The following is a 17,525-nucleotide window of genomic DNA, read 5'->3' as shown; positions in this document are numbered from 1 at the left end:
TATTATCGGCGGGATAAATTGAGACTAAAGGAGGAGATCAATCCCGAGTTTTTCACTCCAGATTAAGGAATTCTCATTTAGCAGATGCAGGAAATTCGTCACGAAACCCGAATATATAAGTCTAAGTAATCAAAAATTGCCGAGTTCCCGCACAACGGGGAACGGGGGAACCATCAACACGGGTGAATTGGCTTTGCTTCATACGAGCCATAGGGGAACCTTCTACCGAACCCTCCAGCTAACCTCGTAGGCATTGGAAGGAGTCACCGGTTTTGCGCAAAGTGTCTATGTTCATGTTTTCCTTAGCAGTACTCCTAGCTTTCCAGGTAGGCAGCGCATTCGCAGACTCCAAGCTAGACAAATCGGTTGCACCGCTCATCGGAACTGACTACAAGTACGGCGGAACGACAACGAGCGGATTCGACTGCTCCGGCTTTACGGGGTACGTCTTCAACGAACTCGGCATCGATTTGCCCCGTTCTTCGCGGGATATGTTCAGCTGGGAAAAGGCAACCAAAATTGCCGACGATGAACTTCGCGCAGGCGATCTCGTATTCTTCAATACGAGCGGCAGCGGCGTCTCTCATGTCGGGATTTACGTTGGCAACAACAAATTTGCCCATGCGGCATCCAAAGGCGTTACGATTACATCCTTGGATGAATCTTACTACGCCAAGCGTTATCTCGGCGCCCGTCGCGTCATGAGCGATGGAACGTACGAGAAAGTGGCTACCGAGCAAGTCGCAGAGGTAGCTGCAGCGCAGTAACATTCGCATTATAGTAAGAGGCTGACTCGGCAGGTCTTCATTGACCGTTGAGACAGCCTCTTTGTTTTATACCTATATCCAAATCATCCATGTTCTTCTCATCGGCATCCCCTCCCTCACGCCATAAGCTCCTGCGATTTCAACTGCTTGCGCCATTCGGCGGGACTTTGACCGTAATGACTCTTGAACAGCCTCGTAAAATGATGAACGCTGTTAAATCCCGTCTCCTGAACGATGGAGCTGATCGGCATATCGCTTCCGGACAAATAACTGGCCGCGGCTCTAAGGCGAAGATCCCTGAGATATTCGAACGGCGTCATGTTCATATGTTTCTTGAACAGCCTCACGAGATAAGAGGGATCCAGGGCGACGATTTCCGCAAGCGTCTCCAACGTAACGTTCTCTTTGTACCGCCAATCCAAATAATCGATCAGCAAGTCGACCGCGGCGCGGGATTTGTGCTTGATCTTGCGATCGACCGCGACGTTTCCGCCCCCTGACGCCCCCAGAATATGGGCGATCAGCTTATACGTCTTCCGAATTTCAAGCAAGCATACTTCTCCGAGATTCGAGTCTTGTTCGGCAAGACCCGTCGATTGGAGATGATAGACGAAGTCTAGCGACTGAATGACCGAAGACGCGAGCACGATTTTAGAATAGATATCCTTGCGGGCTTGCATGAAATTCCAATCATCCACTTGCTCGTTGGAGAACGGGAACTCTTCCGGATCCTCGAGTTCCAGAAATCGGAATTTGGCTTCGGCTGCCAAGCTCTCCAGCTCATGCGGGGTAGAGTTGGGTAGAATGAACACGGCCGGCGCTTCCGCCTCGCAGACGTTTCCTCGCCACTTGAACTTGACCTTTCCTCCGGTAATATAAAGAATTTCATAACACGATGGATGCATGCCTCCTCCCGGCGCTTCGGCCGACTGCGATATCGTCCCTGCTCCGCAGTATCTGATTTCCATCTTCGACCTCCCGATAATAATGTCAATTACGTTCAAACGATATCATGATTTATTTTAAAATAACGTTATAAAACAAGAAAAATTAAATATTAATAAGGACGATACTGTGCAAATACTTACCTCCTTCCCTATTGTACACTTAAACCAATGAAACACACTACTCGAAAATGAAAGAAGGCGAATTTTCATAAAAGCCCTGCAGATCATCGGCAAGAATACATTCGAGATTATAGAAACTCCGTTGACGGATCCGCAAGAAGACCAAGTCACCGTACGTATCGAAATCGTAACTACTTGCCCGCGTTGGGACATGAACATGATGGGCGGCAAAGATATGTTCGACGCATCCAAACAGCCCGACTATCCGCTTCTTCCGGGATGGCCGGGTCATGAGATGGCAGGTACGGTCGTCGCGGTTGGAGGGAAGGTCACCTCGCTGAAAGTCGGCGATCGCGTAGCGTCTTTGGAACACCTGCTCGGCAACGGCGCATATGCCGAATATTTGAATTATCGAACGCATGAGCTCATTAAACTTCCCGACTCCGTGGAATGGAAGCAAGCCGTATCCTTTGAATTGTTCAAATGCGTGTTGATCGGCCTGTTGCAATTCGGAGACCTCTCCGGCAAATCGATGCTCGTATCCGGACTCGGACCGGCAGGAATGCTCGCTATGCAGGCAGCTAGCCTGATGGGCGCTTCGCGAGTCGTTGCAGTGGACATCAATCGCGAACGAATTGCCTACGTGAATGGCTTGGGTATCGGGCTCGCAAAGCATTCCGACGATCTGGGAGACGAGCGCTTCGACCTTGGTTACGATTGCGTCGGGGCGGCCGCTTCCGTGCAAAATCTGCTGGAACGAATCGATTCGCACTTGGTCATCTTTGGCGTGCTGAAGGGCGAGGTTCGTTACGGGGACCATCTCTGGTCAAAGGGGATTAAGCTCGAGTCCTACAAGTACCGGAGCTTCGAGGAAAGCGATCGGGAGCTCCTTCTCGACCTCGTGGTCAACAAAGGCTTGAATACGGAATGCCTTCAGACTCACCATGTCCCTCTATATCGCTACCATGAGACGGTTCAGCTGTTGAATACGCAAGAGGCAATCAAAGTGTATGCCTACCCCCGACCGATTTCGTTGCAGCTGCGGAGGAGGTTTGACATGAAAGCGAAAGCCGTCGTATTTACAGGAGTGAGACAAGTACGTTATATGCAAGTCGAGGTTCCGGAGCCGGGTCCCGAGGACGTAGTGATCGATCTCGAGTATTCGTGGATCAGCAACGGTACGGAATCCTCGTTCTTATATGGGGAAAGAATCTCCGGTGAACAGGTGACTCGGCCAGGAGATGCGTTACCGTTTCCTCAAGTGGCCGGATATCAAAAGGTCGGTATCGTTAGAAGCGTCGGCGACAGGGTGACCGACTTCGCGCCGGGAGACCGGGTATTCGCTTCGGTCAGCAAAGTAAGCGGCATGATGTTCGATACGGGCGGACATATCAATCCTTCCGTTACGCACGAGAGCCAGGTCTGGAAGCTTCCCGAAGGAGCCGATCCGATCGCGTACAGCGGGATGGTTCTGACTCAGGTCGGCTACAACTGCGGCATTCGTCCTGCGGTAACGCCGGGAGACGTTGCGGTCGTCATCGGAGACGGCCTGGTCGGCCAATGGGCCGCGCAGACTCTTGCACATAGGGGAGCGGACGTTACGGTATTGGGCAGGCACGACGGGAGATTGGATTTGCTACCGCCGGCGATTCGCTCCTATAACCTGAAGCGGAACGCTTTGGCGGATTGGATCGGCGATCGTTCGGACATCGCCGTCGTCGTAGACACGGTCGGCGCCATGGATACGTTCCGGGAGCTGAAAACGGCAATGAAGCTGAACAGTCATCTTGTATCGGCGGGTTTCCTCGGTACGACGGGCATGGTCGATATTCAGGAGCTGCGCGCGCAAGAGATTACGCTGCATAGCCCGTCAGGCTGGACGGAACATCGGATGGACGATACGCTTGCGGGCATAGGCGAAGGTTGGTTGCGGACGACTCCGCTGATCACTCACAGAATTCGGGCCGAGATGGCCGAGGAGGCTTGGCGCATCATCATGAACAAAACCGTGTTTTTCCTCGGAATCGTGCTAGAATGGTAGGTGTAGAGTGCCGCTTTGGGAGTAACGAACACATGGAGAGTGATTACGTTCAATGGCGAACAAACAGCTTGCGGAAGCATTCGTATTCATGGGAGAAGAAGCTTTAACCCTGAGGTACCCGCCGATTAACGGAGAACCGGTAGCCGTGCGTAACCGATCGAAATCGGAACATCCGGATCGAACCGATTACGAAGAAGGCACGGACTATCTCGTCGATTACGCCCGGGGAACGATTCGGCGCACGAGAGACAGTCGGATTCCCGATGGAACTCATCATCCCATGTACGGAGTGATCGGATTCGATCACAATCTCTATCCCGATTTCAGCAATGCGTCGTACACCGTTTATGTCGATTATTCTACGAGGTCCGCGACGGATGGCGAGCCCCTGACGGTCTCCGATGTCGAACGGTCCGGATTACTTAAGCGCTTAGTAGGCAAGCTCGCGGCGGGCGAAGAAGCCCTCTACGTCGTCTATGGGGACAGCATCAGTACCGGCGGGGAAGCCAGCGAGGAAAGCTTAGCTTATTTCGGTAGATTCGCGGACACCCTTCGCGACTTGTATCCTCAGGGGCGCATTCGTATCGTGAACAAGTCGATCGGAGGCGAGAATACCAACGGAGGCGCGGGCCGCGTCGACAATGACGTCGTACCTCTCCAACCGGACCTCGTATCGATCGGCTACGGCATGAACGACCAGAACATACATGAAGATGGCAGCAACACGACTTCGCTAGAACAATTCGATCGCAATCTTAGATATATGATCGAGGCAATCCGCGCGGCTGGCGATACCGACCTCATTCTCGTAACGCCTTGCGAACCGAACCCGAATTGGCAGCATACGAGCGGCATGACTTCCCGATATGCCGACGTCATCCGACGCCTCGGCCAAGAGCACGGAATCGGCGTAGCCGACGGGCACGCCGAATGGGTCTCGGAGCTTGCGGCAGGCAAGACCCCGGAAAGCCTGCTGCTTAACAATATTAATCACCCGAACGATTACGGACATTGGATCTATAGCAAAGCTTTTGCCCCGATGTTGAAGAAGTAGCGCATAAACAAATTCGCCCTTCCGGGTGACTGCCTGCTAGCCAACGGAGGGCGCAACACGAGATCTATCATTTAGCGGATTGGATATGTGTACTTCACTCAGGAGCTAGATTCGTAGAATCAAGCAAAAAAAGTTTAATCACCCTACCGTCACAAGCCATGAATCCCCGTCGCCGGAGGTTCATGGCTTGTGACATCTCACTGCAGTAATGACATTTAGAATCGGTACCCATCCCACTTCCATCCTATGCCTATGCGGTTACGCGATCGAAATCCAAGCTGTCCCGTTCCATATGAGCAGCTTCTTCAAGTCCGTGTCATAATACGTCGTTACGTTAGCGATCATGCGGTTCACGGGACGCTTGGCAGTCGGGCCCGATAGAGGAAGCGCGCCCAGCTTCATGAACGAGATTTTACCGTTCGGATCGACGGGGAACTGCTCATATACATTCCGATCATTCTGGTACGAATACCAGACGTAATTGTCCAATTGTACCGAATAATCGCCCAAAGCGTTGGCAGGCCGGTCGAAGAAAACGAAGCCCGAGGCATCGGCTCTCGTTAGCCCCCCTACCTTCGCCCCGTGAGTCTCTGAGGTCGGATCGTTCTCGTTTAAACCTTTGGCGTGCAGAGTCCCGATTCGCAGATAACCGACGGTATCCGGCTGAAACGACGTCATACCCGTAGCATAGCGATTGTTTCCGATCCGCACGATACTGACGCCGTTCTTCTCGATAGGAGCATAGTACACCGTTAGACTGCCGATCGAACCCGAGCTGTTGTTGACCGTCACATAACCGGAGTCAGCATTCCGAAGCGTAACGCCTTCAATATGAACCGTGGATGCGGACAAGGCGTATACCCCATCAAGTAAAACTGCGGTATTCACCTTCATGTGCTCGACGTTTAACTGGTTAATGACCGTCTCGCTCTCCTCGCCAGTCAACGCGAACGCCACATCGATGTTCGGACGATTCGAATTCATGTAAATATTGTTGAATACGTTGCCCGTTCGGTTTCTCGCACGGAAGTCGATCCCCCGGTAAGAGAAATTCTCGATCTCCAGCGTATCGTACGTAACGGAGAAGGATTCGGCGCCCAAGCCTTCCGGGCTGTACAGGGCCGTTCCTACATTCTGGATTCGCACGTTACGGACCGACGAGCCTCGCTGCAACGACCATTGCGCTCCCGTGTATATGCCGACTCGGTCGCCTTCCGCCTCCTGATTGGTAACGAGGCCGTTATCGAACCCAAGATTGAGATCGGCTACGACCGAAGATCGTCCCGCTTTCAGAATAGGAGCCTTCGGATCGGCAATCCGCGCGACGATGGTACTGACGAACATACCCGAACCGATCAAATTTTGATTTTGGAATTGAAGCGTTTCGTTGACATGGTACGTTCCGGCCGGAACGAAGATGCTCTTCCCGGCAGCAATCGCCTGCTTGAACGCCGCGGTGTCGTCCATGTCGTCGTCAGGGATGGCGCCGTAATCGGCGACGTTCGCGTAACCGACCCGGTATTGCTCGGACGAATGGATCGGAACGCTGCCCTTCGCAACCGATACGTCGTCGATCGCGATTCCGCCGCCTTTGCGAATGCCCCAGGTCAGGGCATAATCCGCGGCGGCGCCTGTCTTAAAGGTTAGTCGGGCCATCTTATAACCATCGCGATCTACGATCTGCACTCCGCTTTCAGGGACGTCGGCGCTACGCCATAACACGTCTTGGCCGCTGCTGAAATTAAAGCCCGACATCCCCCCGGTCGAAGGGGATTTCGCGTACAAATAGAAGAAACCGTCCGCTGGTTCCGCCAAGAAAACTTTGTACTTGAACGTAACCGTATACTCGGTCCCTGCCGCCAGCTTCAGCTTAGCGGGATCGGATGTCAGAAACTCCCTCCATTCTTCCGCCGCTCCCGCCGTCGCCTTCACGGTATACTGCCCGTTGATTCGTTTGTCCGCGTCGTTCGAGACCGCTCCCGCATTCAAGGTCTTCCATACGGTGCCGACAGTTTGCCCCCTTTCGAAGCCTTCCGTAGCCGCGGTATCGGCAGGCTGCGCCGGCGGCGCCTCAAGCCCGCCTTCCTTGACGGCGATATCGTCGATCAGAAGGGTTCCGCCGTTATGAATGCCGAATACCCAGGCGTAATTCCCGCTTCCGTTCGCCGTGAAGCTCATCTGCGCAAGGCGTTCGTCGCCCTGACCGGAGAGGCGGACATGATCGGCGGCAAGCTGTTCGGTCCGCCAGACGACTTGACCCGCGCTATTGTAATTAAAGCCGACCGTCTCTCCCGTACCGTCAATCTTGCCATAAAGGTAGAAAAACTCGCCGGCAGGTTCCGGATTCACGACCCGGTACTTGAAGCTGATCGTATACACCTTGCTTGGCGTCAACGCGAGCTTGCCGGCATCCAGCTTAAGAAACTCCGCCCACTGCTGACCGGATGCGCTCGAGCCTTTGACGGAATACGCGCCTGCCAGCTTTTCCCCCGCCGAGGACGTAAGGCTGCCATAAGGAGCACCCAGCTTGAACGCTGAACCGGTCCCGCTCTCGAATCCCTCCGACAGAACGGTAACCGCGGCAGAAGCCGAAGCTGAGCGCATTTCAATCGCCGATAACAACATAGCCAATACCGTAAACCAAACCGCGAATTTTTTCATCCGTTTCCCCTCTATTCTTATAGATGATTAGCCTTTTACGCTTCCAAGAACGATCCCTTTCACGAAAAACCTTTGCAAGAACGGATAGACGAATAAAATCGGAAGCGTGGCGATCAGAATTTGCGCGGATTTGATCGTGCGATCCGAGACGACCGCGAGCTCCGCACGGCTTAGATGCTGAATGAACGTCATGTCCCGCTGCATGATGACCGTCTGCAAATAGCTCTGCAGCGGGTAATGTTCCGGCCGATTCATCAGGATCAGTCCGTCGAACCAACTGTTCCAGTGCCAGACCACCGCGAACAACGACACGGTAGCCAAGGCCGGTAAAGAGGCTGGCAAATAAATTTTCCACAACGTGGTCCAGTGACCGGCACCGTCCATGAACGCCGCTTCTTCAAGCTCCTTCGGCAATTGTCGAAAGAAGTTCAGAAGCAGCACGATGTTGAAGACGGGAACGCCCGCCGGAAGCACCAACGCCCATACGCTATCCAGCAATTCCAACTGGCGAATGATCATATACCATGGAATCAGCCCACCCGAGAACAGCATCGTAAAGAAGAAAAACCAAGCATACCCGGTTCTTGCCCGGAAAACGGCCGACTCCTTCGACAACGGGTAAGCGATCAGAATCGTCATCAGCAGATTAAGACCCCCGCCCAGAACGACCCTCTTCAAGGTCACGATCATAGGACTCCAGATCTCCCCGCGCGACAGGACGAATCGATAAGAATCCCATGTGAAGTCGACCGGCCATAATATAACCCATCCCGCCGTGACGGCAGAACTCGAACTGAGCGACACCGCCGCGATATGAACGAGCGGAGCCACGCACAGTAACGACAAGACGATAAGAAAAACAGTGTTGAACGCGGAGAAACCCCTTGCGCCCGCCGATTTTCCAAGCACGATAGATTCCTCCTAGAAAATGCGGTAATCCGCCAATTTGTAAGCCGCGTAATACGCGACCGAGATGAACAAGAAAGAGACGACCGATTTGAACAATCCGACGGCCGTTGCCACGCCGTACTGCGCTTGCTGCAAGCCTAACCGATAAACCAAAGTATCGATAACGTCGCCGCTTGCGTACACTTGGGCGCTATACAGGTTCACGATCTGGTCGAAGCCCGCGTTCAGAACGTTGCCGAGGCTAAGCACCGCCATAAGTACGATGATCATCCGCATTCCCGGCAACGTGACGTACCAAGTCTGCTTCCAGCGGTTAGCCCCGTCAATGATCGACGCTTCGTACTGCTGTGGATCTATGCCGGTCAAAGCGGCCAAATACACGATCGTCGCGAAGCCGAACTCCTTCCACACGTCCGAGATCACCATCGTATAAGGAAACCAGTCGTTGCTGCCCAGAAAAAAGATCGGTTTGATCCCGAACGCGCCCAGCGCTTGATTGACGATTCCCGAAGAAGGGGACAAAATATCGATCATGACGCCCCCCAGAATGATCCACGACAAAAAATGAGGCAAATAAATCAGCGTCTGCACGCTCCGTTTAATCGCTTGGTTCCGAAGTTCGTTCAACATCAGAGCGACCGTAAGGGGAACGACGATGCCCGCAGCCATTTTCATGACGGCGATGAAGACGGTGTTCCATAATACCTGATAAATGTCGGGCAATTCCAGCAAATAACGAAAATTGTCCCATCCGATCCACCGTTGGTCGCCGAAAAAACCCTTGGCGGGAATAAATTTCTGGAATGCGATGTAAGTACCCGCCATCGGAATATAAGAAAAAACGAGCACGAGCAGCAATCCGGGTAAAATCATCAAATGCAGCGGCATGTTGCGCGATCGCGCTCTCGATTTATACATTCGTAAAGCCTCCATTCCTTCAAACGCAACAACGGGGAAGGATCAAGGCTTTCCCCTTTCCCATCCCCGTCGGTTCGACTTCGCCCGCTATTGCTTGCTCGCCTTGTACCACTCGTTTACTTCCGTCGTGATTTGATCGCCGCCAAGCTTTTTCCAATCCTGAACGAACGTATCGAACGCGTCGATCGGAAGATCGCCCAGAATGATTCGGGTGAACGTCTCGTTCGTCAGCTTGCCCAAGGTCGAGCTCTTCTCCGCCATCGTTTCGGTCGGCGCTCCGACGAACTTGTTCATCATGAACCGGTCGGTATCCTTGTACTGCTTCATAACGCTATACACGCCGTCGACATCGTATCCTGCCGCCCACGACCACTGCTTCTGGTCCCCGTTCTTATAGGCCGCGATTTTGTCGTAGACGACTTTGGCATCGCCGGTCAACTCGGAAGTCTTGTTGTTCTGAACTCCATCCACGATCGCTAAATATTGATCCAAGTTCTTATTGGCCGGTTCGGGCGTGACCGGGGAGAGCTTCCATGCCCCTTCCGCGTCTCCGGGCAAGTAATATTTGCCGAACTCGGCCGTCTTGCCCCAGTTTTTCTCGATATACGCGTTGAACATCTTGATCAGCGCTTCCGGATGCTTCGCATCCTTGCGAACGGCCCAATACTGGTAAGTGCCGAGACTGATTTCCGTATTGGCCGGCTTGTCGTCGATGGACATCAACGGGTAGCCCTTCCATACCGCGTTCGGATCGTTGTCGTGATTGGACTGGAACGGCCATGCGCTCAACCACTGCTGGCCGTAAGCCAGACCAACTTTGCCCGCGGAAGCGGTCTCGGCCGCTTTCCCCCAGTCCTTGACTCCGAACTCTTTGTCCAAAAGCCCTTTTTTGAACATCGATTGCAACTCCGCCAATGCCGCTTTCGTTTCCGGCCGCGTGCTTCCGTGCACCAGGTTGCCGGACTCATCCTCTATCCATATGGTCGGGTAAGCATGGAAACCATTGAAGAAACCTTCCAACGAGGCAAAACCGCCGAACAGATCCTTCTGAAGCAGCAGCCCTACGGTATCCGCCTTATCGTTGCCGTCCGGGTCTTGAGTGCTGAACGCCTCGGCAATCGCGACTACGTCCTGCATCGTCTTAGGCTCGGGAAGCTTCAGCTTCTGAAGCCAATCCGTTCTTACCCATACGAACTGGGCCATATCGATCGATGAACGGGTATCCGGAATTCCCATTAGCTTGCCGTCGATCGTCGCCGCGTCGAATGAAGCGCTGCCGCCTTGCATCATCACTTCTTTGGTGAAAGGAGCGGCGTTCCGTTCGTACACGTCCCGCAAATCCATGATCAAGTCCGCTTCCTGAAGCTGCTTCAATTCCCTCGCGCCGACCTGAATGAATTCCGGCACGTCTCCCGACGCGATCGACACGTTCATCTTTTGCACGAATTGATCCGGTCCTTTGGCGATCCAATTGTACTTGAATTTAACGCCCAGCTGATCTTCGTACAGCTTCGACCACCGGTTGTTCTCGAACGTCTCTCCGGGAAGCTTGGCGAGAACCCCTTCGAGCGTATCGTCCGTTACGCCGACGAGAGCAATCTCGATCGGCGGATCGTACCTGTCCCCGGCGCTTGCCGTCGGTTGCGCGCTTGAAGCGCCTTCGCTCTGCGAAGCCGCCGGCGTATTCGACGGGCTCGCGTTATTGCCGTTGTTCTCTCCGCCCCCGCAAGCGCTGACCGCCAGCGTCGCCGCGCATACGAATGCGATAAATGTTGCTCTTGTTCCTCTTCTCATGTTCTCACTCCAAGTTCGTATTATGGGCCCTGATGTCATCGTAACGAATACCCCATACCCGGCGTAACGGGACTCTCTTTACTTTCTTGACCTTTCATGACCTGTTGCCGATGATGAGCTCTTCCCGGTATTCTTGAGGCGTTCGCCCGGTCATTTTCTTAAAGAACCTTGAGAAGTATGCCGGCGACTCGATGCCTACGGCAGCCGCGATATCGCCGATCTTGCGGTTTTCTTGCAGCATCGCGACGGCTCTCTCCAATCTGAGGTCCGCCAAATAAGCCGTGATGCTTAAACCCGTCACTTCCTTGAACAGTCGGGACAGATAAGAGGGATTAAAATAGACCGCCTCCGCTAACTCGACCAACGAAATGCCCTCATGCAGATGTTTCGACATATACTCCCGGACATATTGAATGACATCGAATTCGCCGTTCTCCTGCTTCTTGTCCAGCAGATCGAAGATCGCATTCGCCGTCTCCCGGAAAAAGCCGATAGCCGCTTGCCAATTAACATGACGTTCCGGGCTCGTCAATTTCTCCATGAAGCCGAGATCGCCAGCGAGCTCCCGCATCTCCCAGCGATTACTGGCCGACAGCAGCAGAAGCGAGAGATTGTAAAACGCCTCCATGCCGCTGCTATCGCGCAGAGATCCGTCTTGTTCGGCAATGATCCGACCGATTTCCTCCAGTCCCTGCTCGAACCGTTCCCGCTGCCCTTTCTCCAAATGGGTTCTTAACGCTTCCCATTTATTTCGATCTATTCGGACGCCGATAGGCGAACCCGTCTGCCGCAAGCTAGCGATCCCGCTCTCGGACAGGATGAATCCGCTTCCATAAATCATATGGCGAACAAGGCCTTGCCGAAGAAGCTCGTATTTATCGGCTAACTCCGCCCACGAAACGGTCCCCTCCGTCAGGACGGAGGATAGCGATTGGCCTAAATGATCTCGACAGAAAACCTGAACCTGATCCAAAGTTTCCATTAGAAACGCGGAAGGAACCGCTCCTTCCCCGCCGAAGCCGGAATCGGATTGTACAAGCCAACACAAGTTACCGTCGATCGTAAGGTGAACGCAACTCGCGTTTCGTTCCGTAAACGCTTCTGTGACGCTTGCGACGACCGCCGGCAGTGCGGGAATGCCCGCAAACGGGCTAGCGTTGACCGGCTCCCGAAGTTGCCGTTCATCCATGCGCGCAACGATCAGCCCTACGGATTCCTCCGGATTTAAGTCAATAGCCAGCTCGCGGAATTGACGCCGTCTGACCGTCGGCAGAGTTCTCTCCCCGCGAAGCAACCCAGACAAACATTCGTTGCGAAGCAGCGGAATCGCGGCGTTCATCTTTTCCTCCGCTTGCCGCATCAACCGTTCTCTTCGCGCGTTCTCCTCGATCTGGCGTACCGCCTTAAGGACGGTCTCGACAATGACGTCGTCGTCCTCCGTCTTCAGAATATAGCCGACCGCCTCGTTCTTCACCGCTTGATAGGCAAATTCGAAATCCGTATATCCCGTTAGGAAAATCACTTTGCATTCCGGCCATTTCTCTCTGATCTTCCCGTGAAGCTCAATGCCGTTCATGCCCGGCATCGAGATATCCGAAACGACGATATCCATCCGGCTGCGATCCAACCAGGCGAGCGCTTCGGTAACGGTTCCCGCCTTATACACGTCGAGCTCCGGCTCCTTCAGATCTGCCAGCAACTCGTATATCCAATCCAGCACGTGCCGCTCGTCGTCAACGATCAATATCCGATACACGTTCTCCACCTCCAACGGCTATTTTGACTTGTATCGCAAGTCCTCCGCTTTCGCTGGTCGAGAGCGTAAGGCCGCTATCCGCCCCGAACTTGATTCGGAGACGCCGGTGAATGTTGATCAGCGCCGTAATCTCCATATCCTGCTCGGACGATTCTTCGAATTGGTGGGCGAGACGCCTTCTTCCCGCTTCATCCAATCCCTCCCCGTTATCCTCGACCACGATGATCACAACTTCCGGATACACCTTGTAACTCACGCCGATTTGCCCGTCTTTCTCCTTATTCCTCAGTCCATGCTCGATCGCGTTCTCGATCAAGGGCTGCAAGATCATTCGCGGCACGTAATAATGCTGAATAGAGGGCGGAAGCGGTTCGAAGTCGATCCTCAGCCGGCTAACGAAACGCATAGCTTGGATATCCGCGTATATTCGAGCATGATCCGTTTCCTTGGCAAGCAGCACTTCATCGGCTCCGTTGCGCGTTACGAATTGAAAGAATTCCCCGAGCTTCTTCGAGAAAACAACCGCCCTGGCGTTGTCTTCCATCTTGACCATCCGATGAAGCATGAAGAAACTATTGTACAGAAAATGGGGGTTGATCTGGGCTTGAAGCTGCTTCAGTTCGGCTCTTTGCGCTAGAATCTTCTGCCGGTACGCCTGATCTATCAACACGTTCAAGTGCTTTACCGTCCTATTAAAGTGAGAATACAGGTAATTGAAATCGTCCTTGTTCCTCCGATGAATGCGAACCTTCAAGTCCCCTTCCTGCAGCTTGCCAAATGCGCGGATAACGGTTACGAGCGGCTTGTGAACGGACCGGTAAAAAGAAACGGAAAAGAACAGGATAATGAGGAATGCGGACGCCGAGAAAAACCAGAACCATTTCTGGTACTTTCGAACGGGTCCGAACACGGTATCCACGGTTACGGATTTAATCAATGTCATATTAAGCTTCGAAGAAGAGTGGTAGACGGCGAAGACGCTTCGGCCCCCGACATCCGCAAAGGACTTGCCCTCTCCGTTCGTTGGCAAAGGGGGAACTGCCGTTTGCATCGTCTGTACCTGCTTCGATACGTTCGCGCCGGCGATGATTCCGTCCTCGGCAGGTCGGAACAAGGCCGCAGTCTCGCCTAGCCCGGGTTGGGCGAGATAGGAGAGCGAAGCGTTCAATTGCGCGACGGATATGGTGACTTCGACGATAAATACCGGCTTCCGGTTCCTCGAATTCGGAAAGGGCGCGCGAAGCTTGAGATATTGTCCGTCCAATTCTGGCGCGGCCGTAAATCTCTGGCCTGTCCGTCCGAGACGCTCCGCGTCTTCCGTCCCGATGTTATCGTAACCGGAAACCCCCGAGACAAGCATGTCCGTTCCTGGTATGTAAGCCACGACGTCCTCTATCAGCTCGCTGCTGCTCTTGATCGCAAACAGACGCTGCTGCAATCTCGTAATGGCGCTGCGGCGCTCGGAAATTTTCATGATCGGGGATATCGTCGCCAGATTGTTGAGATTGTCGTCGTTAAGGCTGTCGAGCATCAAGATTTTCATTTGTTCGACCTTCGTTTCCAGATCGTTCAAGTAATACGCCGTCTGGGAGTCCATCGATTGATACACCTGTTCCTTGACCGCTTGAATGCCCCAGTTGTAAATCAGAAGTCCAATGACGTAGACGGGGGATAAAATGACGATAAATAGCAACAACATTCTTATGTATACGGAGTTTTTCCAGGGAATTCTAAATTTGTTCATCGAGGGGTCGCTCCTGCCTGATGCGATTCGTATAACTTCATATTATAATCGGTAATCGGCATTAGCGGATTAGAACAATGATGATTTTCTTGACTTCTGGTGCTCTATTGGACCGGATAATCTTCGTAACTCGATGGGTGCATGCCCCCGCCCGGCGCCTCGGCCGACTTTGACAAGGTTCCTGCGGCGAAAAAAAAGCGATCTCCGAAGGTTAGAAAAAAAACCCGAGATCGCCCTTATTGATACAATTACTTCTCCGTTTCGACAGTTGGTTCAGCAGGCTCGACAGATGACGAGCGATGATCCGTCGGCGTCCACCAGTTGCCCGAGACGACGATCATGCTGAGCAACCGCAAGTTGTTACCGAAGTAGAAATCGTCCTTCGTGGAAACCGCGGCATTGTAGTCCCATAATTTGTTGAGCCACTTCTGATTGGACGAATCGATCATCGCGCTTACCATTAACGGAGCGGAGAACGTAATATCCTCGTACGTAGCCAATGCTTTCGCGCCGTTCAGCTTGTAGCCCGCTCTGATTTTGCTTGGATTTTCTTTCGTTATTTTCCGAAACCAAGCATTAAGCGTGCTTAACTGATCCTTAGCGCGAGTGTCTCCCGTCAACAAATAATCCGTGCCGATGCGCCATGGCGTGCGGGAGGAGTTATAGTTGTAATCCCCATCGAATTCCGACTCTAGGAAATTCGGCTCCGCCGGAACGAATTTATCTCCCTTCTTCATCGCGAAGTCGGGCAATAGACCGGTTTTACGGCTATACTTGCCGTAAATGTCATTCACGACTTTATAAGTCTGATCGATAACGCGATCCCAATTCTTATCTCCCGTTACGTTGCGGAAATCTTTCATATGCTGCAACATGAAATCGGATGGACGCGTTGCGATGCCGTACTTCGGATCTTTATCATCAGCCCAGTCCGCCAGCTTCAACGTCCAGTCCGTTTGGTGAACGTCGCTTTTCATAACGGCTTCAATCGCTTTCTTGGCTTCGGCTAAATAATTGATCTCTCCCGCGCTACCCCACTGACGATCCGCTAGAAGCAAAGAGTATGCGATGTCGAGGTCTCCGTCGGTCGCCGAGTCCACTCCGCTTACGTCGACGATCGCCTTCCCTGTATCCCCTTGTTTCCAAGCCATTAAATCGGGATTAATTTCGCTGCGATGCGACTTGAAGTACCGGAACATGCCGTCGAAGACTTTCTTCGCGTCGCGGTCGTGCCCGGCCATAAGAGCGGTAATCAGCATACCGTAGCCATGCGCTTCGGAAACGGTCGTCGCCATGTAATCGACCTTCAGCTTCTCGTCATGCTCTTTTTCGAACCAGTTCCCGTCTGAATACCACACATAATATTGGACTGGCTCCGTTTTCTTCAAGTATGGATGCTTCTTGACGTATTTAGCTTTCCATTCGTCGTACAATCTCGCTACCGTTGCGTCCATTTGAGCTTGGCTAATGTGATTCGGTTTAATCGTCCCTTCGGTATATTCGACATGCTGCGGAAACGCTTTCAAAGCACCGTTAACCGCGCCGGTCGATTGCGTCTTTAAGTTGTCTTCTGCTATACTCTCCTTAACGACGGATTTGGAATCTTCATTGGCGGAGACGAGGCTTGCGAGATTCAACGGAATGATCAGCATAAATGCCAGTAAGAGTAATAGCGTCCTGCGGATCATGATTAAGCCTTTCATATGTATTTCCTCCTCTTTTTTTATATTTAAGTTAAAGCGCTTTAACTTTTGACCGACGAAAAGCCCTCATCGGAGCAAATTGCCTCCCTTCCTTCTTTTTTACGATGCATTGATGTTAATATATCACGGTCTACTCGTTCGTTCTCTACAAATCTCTTTAATCCGCAGCTCTTTTCTACGTATTTTGATCTGAATGATGTAATGCTGCCTATTCCTTGCTGAGGGGGACTCTATTTGGATCATCTATGCTACAAGTCCAATCCAATTCATATCAGCCGAGAGAAGACAACACAATGCGGACGATCCGAATTTCATCGACACGATGCCTACGAAATTCAATATACCGTATCCGGCAATCTTTATTCTTCCATTGAAGATAAAACCTATCAAACGGTCGGCGGAGTGCTATTGCTCATTAATCGGAACGACAAGCATCGATCGATGAACGCGAACGGTTCGGAATACGAGAAGGTGACCCTTCTGTTTCAGAAAGAAGTTCTCCGGTCGCTCCTGCAGGAGAATGAAGATTTCGATCCGTTGTCATGCTTCCGCTCCGGCTCTAGCGCGATTAAGCTTGGAGGGCGAGAACAAGATTTTATCGAGGAGCTCTTCCGCAAAATGATAGCCGAGCATCAGAAAAATTTACCCGGAAGCCATTATTATCGAAAAATCATGCTAGCCGAACTTCTCCTATTCATCAAACGCAAACTCGACAGCAGCCAGCGCTATGACCTGATTGAGTCCAATCTGGCGCACAAGGCCATCTCCCAAGCCGTAAATTTCATCAATCAAAACTTTTACCAAAGGCTTACTTTAGACGATGTTTCCAAAAAATTTTTTCTAAGCGCTTCTTACTTGAGCAGGACCTTCAAACCGGCTACAGGTTATACATTTATTGAATACATAAATACCATTAGGGTTAAGGAGGCGCGTTCTTTATTATCTAATTCTGAATTATCCATCTCCGAGATCGCCGATCGCGTCGGATATGCGAATTTGACCCATTTCGGAAGAGTATTCAAAAGCATCACCGGCTTCTCGCCTATGAAATACCGGCAAAAAAATCGCCTTTTTCTGAAAGACGGTCTTTTCCCATAGGTTAACGAACGCT

The 17,525-nt window shown here is 52.4% G+C and carries 12 protein-coding genes and 1 riboswitch; of the genes, 4 read left to right on the top strand and 8 right to left on the bottom strand.

Annotation, left to right across the window (positions count from 1 at the left end):
• Nucleotides 1-127 precede the first annotated feature (127 nt).
• Nucleotides 128-268: riboswitch (cyclic di-AMP (ydaO/yuaA leader) on the top strand.
• A gap of 4 nt (nucleotides 269-272) precedes the next feature.
• Nucleotides 273-767 (top strand): C40 family peptidase, encoded by a 495-nt coding sequence (locus tag HH215_RS25335; protein WP_375140465.1) that lies wholly within the window; start codon nucleotides 273-275, stop codon nucleotides 765-767.
• Nucleotides 768-883: 116 nt separating this feature from the next.
• On the opposite strand, the gene HH215_RS25330 is transcribed toward HH215_RS25335, so the two are convergent.
• Nucleotides 884-1,735, bottom strand: a complete 852-nt coding sequence (locus HH215_RS25330; protein WP_169282424.1) for a helix-turn-helix domain-containing protein — start codon at nucleotides 1,733-1,735, stop codon at nucleotides 884-886.
• 241 nt (nucleotides 1,736-1,976) lie between these two features.
• Between HH215_RS25330 and HH215_RS25325 the strand changes: the two genes are divergently transcribed.
• Nucleotides 1,977-3,875 (top strand): alcohol dehydrogenase catalytic domain-containing protein, encoded by a 1,899-nt coding sequence (locus tag HH215_RS25325; RefSeq protein WP_169282423.1) that lies wholly within the window; start codon nucleotides 1,977-1,979, stop codon nucleotides 3,873-3,875.
• A gap of 52 nt (nucleotides 3,876-3,927) precedes the next feature.
• Nucleotides 3,928-4,929: an SGNH/GDSL hydrolase family protein gene (locus HH215_RS25320; protein ID WP_169282422.1), complete on the top strand. Its 1,002-nt coding sequence runs from the start codon at nucleotides 3,928-3,930 to the stop codon at nucleotides 4,927-4,929.
• 258 nt (nucleotides 4,930-5,187) lie between these two features.
• Here the strand turns inward: HH215_RS25320 and HH215_RS25315 are convergent, their stop codons facing one another.
• The 7 genes from HH215_RS25315 to HH215_RS25285 all read right to left on the bottom strand — a co-directional run bounded on the left by HH215_RS25315 (nucleotide 5,188) and on the right by HH215_RS25285 (nucleotide 16,414).
• A complete protein-coding gene (locus tag HH215_RS25315) occupies nucleotides 5,188-7,590 on the bottom strand; it encodes a glycosyl hydrolase family 28-related protein (protein WP_169282421.1) in 2,403 nt (800 codons plus the stop codon).
• Nucleotides 7,591-7,617: 27 nt separating this feature from the next.
• The gene (locus tag HH215_RS25310; protein ID WP_375140464.1) at nucleotides 7,618-8,499 is read right to left on the bottom strand and encodes a carbohydrate ABC transporter permease; all 882 of its coding nucleotides are present in this window, start codon (nucleotides 8,497-8,499) and stop codon (nucleotides 7,618-7,620) included.
• Nucleotides 8,500-8,511: 12 nt separating this feature from the next.
• A complete protein-coding gene (locus tag HH215_RS25305; RefSeq protein WP_254450221.1) occupies nucleotides 8,512-9,417 on the bottom strand; it encodes an ABC transporter permease in 906 nt (301 codons plus the stop codon).
• A gap of 87 nt (nucleotides 9,418-9,504) precedes the next feature.
• Nucleotides 9,505-11,211 carry an extracellular solute-binding protein gene (locus HH215_RS25300; protein WP_169282419.1) on the bottom strand — a complete coding sequence of 569 codons (1,707 nt, stop codon included), beginning with the start codon at nucleotides 11,209-11,211 and terminating at the stop codon, nucleotides 9,505-9,507.
• 94 nt (nucleotides 11,212-11,305) lie between these two features.
• Nucleotides 11,306-12,967, bottom strand: coding sequence for a response regulator transcription factor (locus tag HH215_RS25295; protein WP_169282418.1), 1,662 nt, complete (start codon nucleotides 12,965-12,967; stop codon nucleotides 11,306-11,308).
• Nucleotides 12,945-14,711: a sensor histidine kinase gene (locus HH215_RS25290; protein WP_169282417.1), complete on the bottom strand. Its 1,767-nt coding sequence runs from the start codon at nucleotides 14,709-14,711 to the stop codon at nucleotides 12,945-12,947. The genes HH215_RS25295 and HH215_RS25290 overlap by 23 nt, the downstream gene beginning before the upstream one ends.
• A gap of 248 nt (nucleotides 14,712-14,959) precedes the next feature.
• Complete coding sequence (locus HH215_RS25285) at nucleotides 14,960-16,414, bottom strand: family 8 glycosyl hydrolase (RefSeq protein WP_169282416.1); 1,455 nt, start codon at nucleotides 16,412-16,414, stop codon at nucleotides 14,960-14,962.
• 234 nt (nucleotides 16,415-16,648) lie between these two features.
• On the opposite strand from HH215_RS25285, the gene HH215_RS25280 reads away from it, so the two are divergent.
• Nucleotides 16,649-17,512, top strand: a complete 864-nt coding sequence (locus HH215_RS25280; RefSeq protein ID WP_169282415.1) for an AraC family transcriptional regulator — start codon at nucleotides 16,649-16,651, stop codon at nucleotides 17,510-17,512.
• The last annotated feature ends 13 nt before the right edge of the window (nucleotides 17,513-17,525 follow it).

The sequence above is a fragment of the Cohnella herbarum genome (assembly GCF_012849095.1).
GTDB classification, from domain to species: domain Bacteria; phylum Bacillota; class Bacilli; order Paenibacillales; family Paenibacillaceae; genus Cohnella; species Cohnella herbarum.
Note: the sequence above shows the minus strand (reverse complement) of the source record. Positions and strands in the feature narration are given on the sequence as shown.

Coding starts and splice junctions, on each gene's coding strand:
- HH215_RS25330 (WP_169282424.1), bottom strand. CDS start 1,735: ATGGAAATCAGATACTGCGGAGCAGGGACGATATCGCAGTCGGCCGAA.
- HH215_RS25320 (WP_169282422.1), top strand. CDS start 3,928: ATGGCGAACAAACAGCTTGCGGAAGCATTCGTATTCATGGGAGAAGAA.
- HH215_RS25315 (WP_169282421.1), bottom strand. CDS start 7,590: ATGAAAAAATTCGCGGTTTGGTTTACGGTATTGGCTATGTTGTTATCG.
- HH215_RS25305 (WP_254450221.1), bottom strand. CDS start 9,417: ATGTATAAATCGAGAGCGCGATCGCGCAACATGCCGCTGCATTTGATG.
- HH215_RS25300 (WP_169282419.1), bottom strand. CDS start 11,211: ATGAGAAGAGGAACAAGAGCAACATTTATCGCATTCGTATGCGCGGCG.
- HH215_RS25290 (WP_169282417.1), bottom strand. CDS start 14,711: ATGAACAAATTTAGAATTCCCTGGAAAAACTCCGTATACATAAGAATG.
- HH215_RS25285 (WP_169282416.1), bottom strand. CDS start 16,414: ATGAAAGGCTTAATCATGATCCGCAGGACGCTATTACTCTTACTGGCA.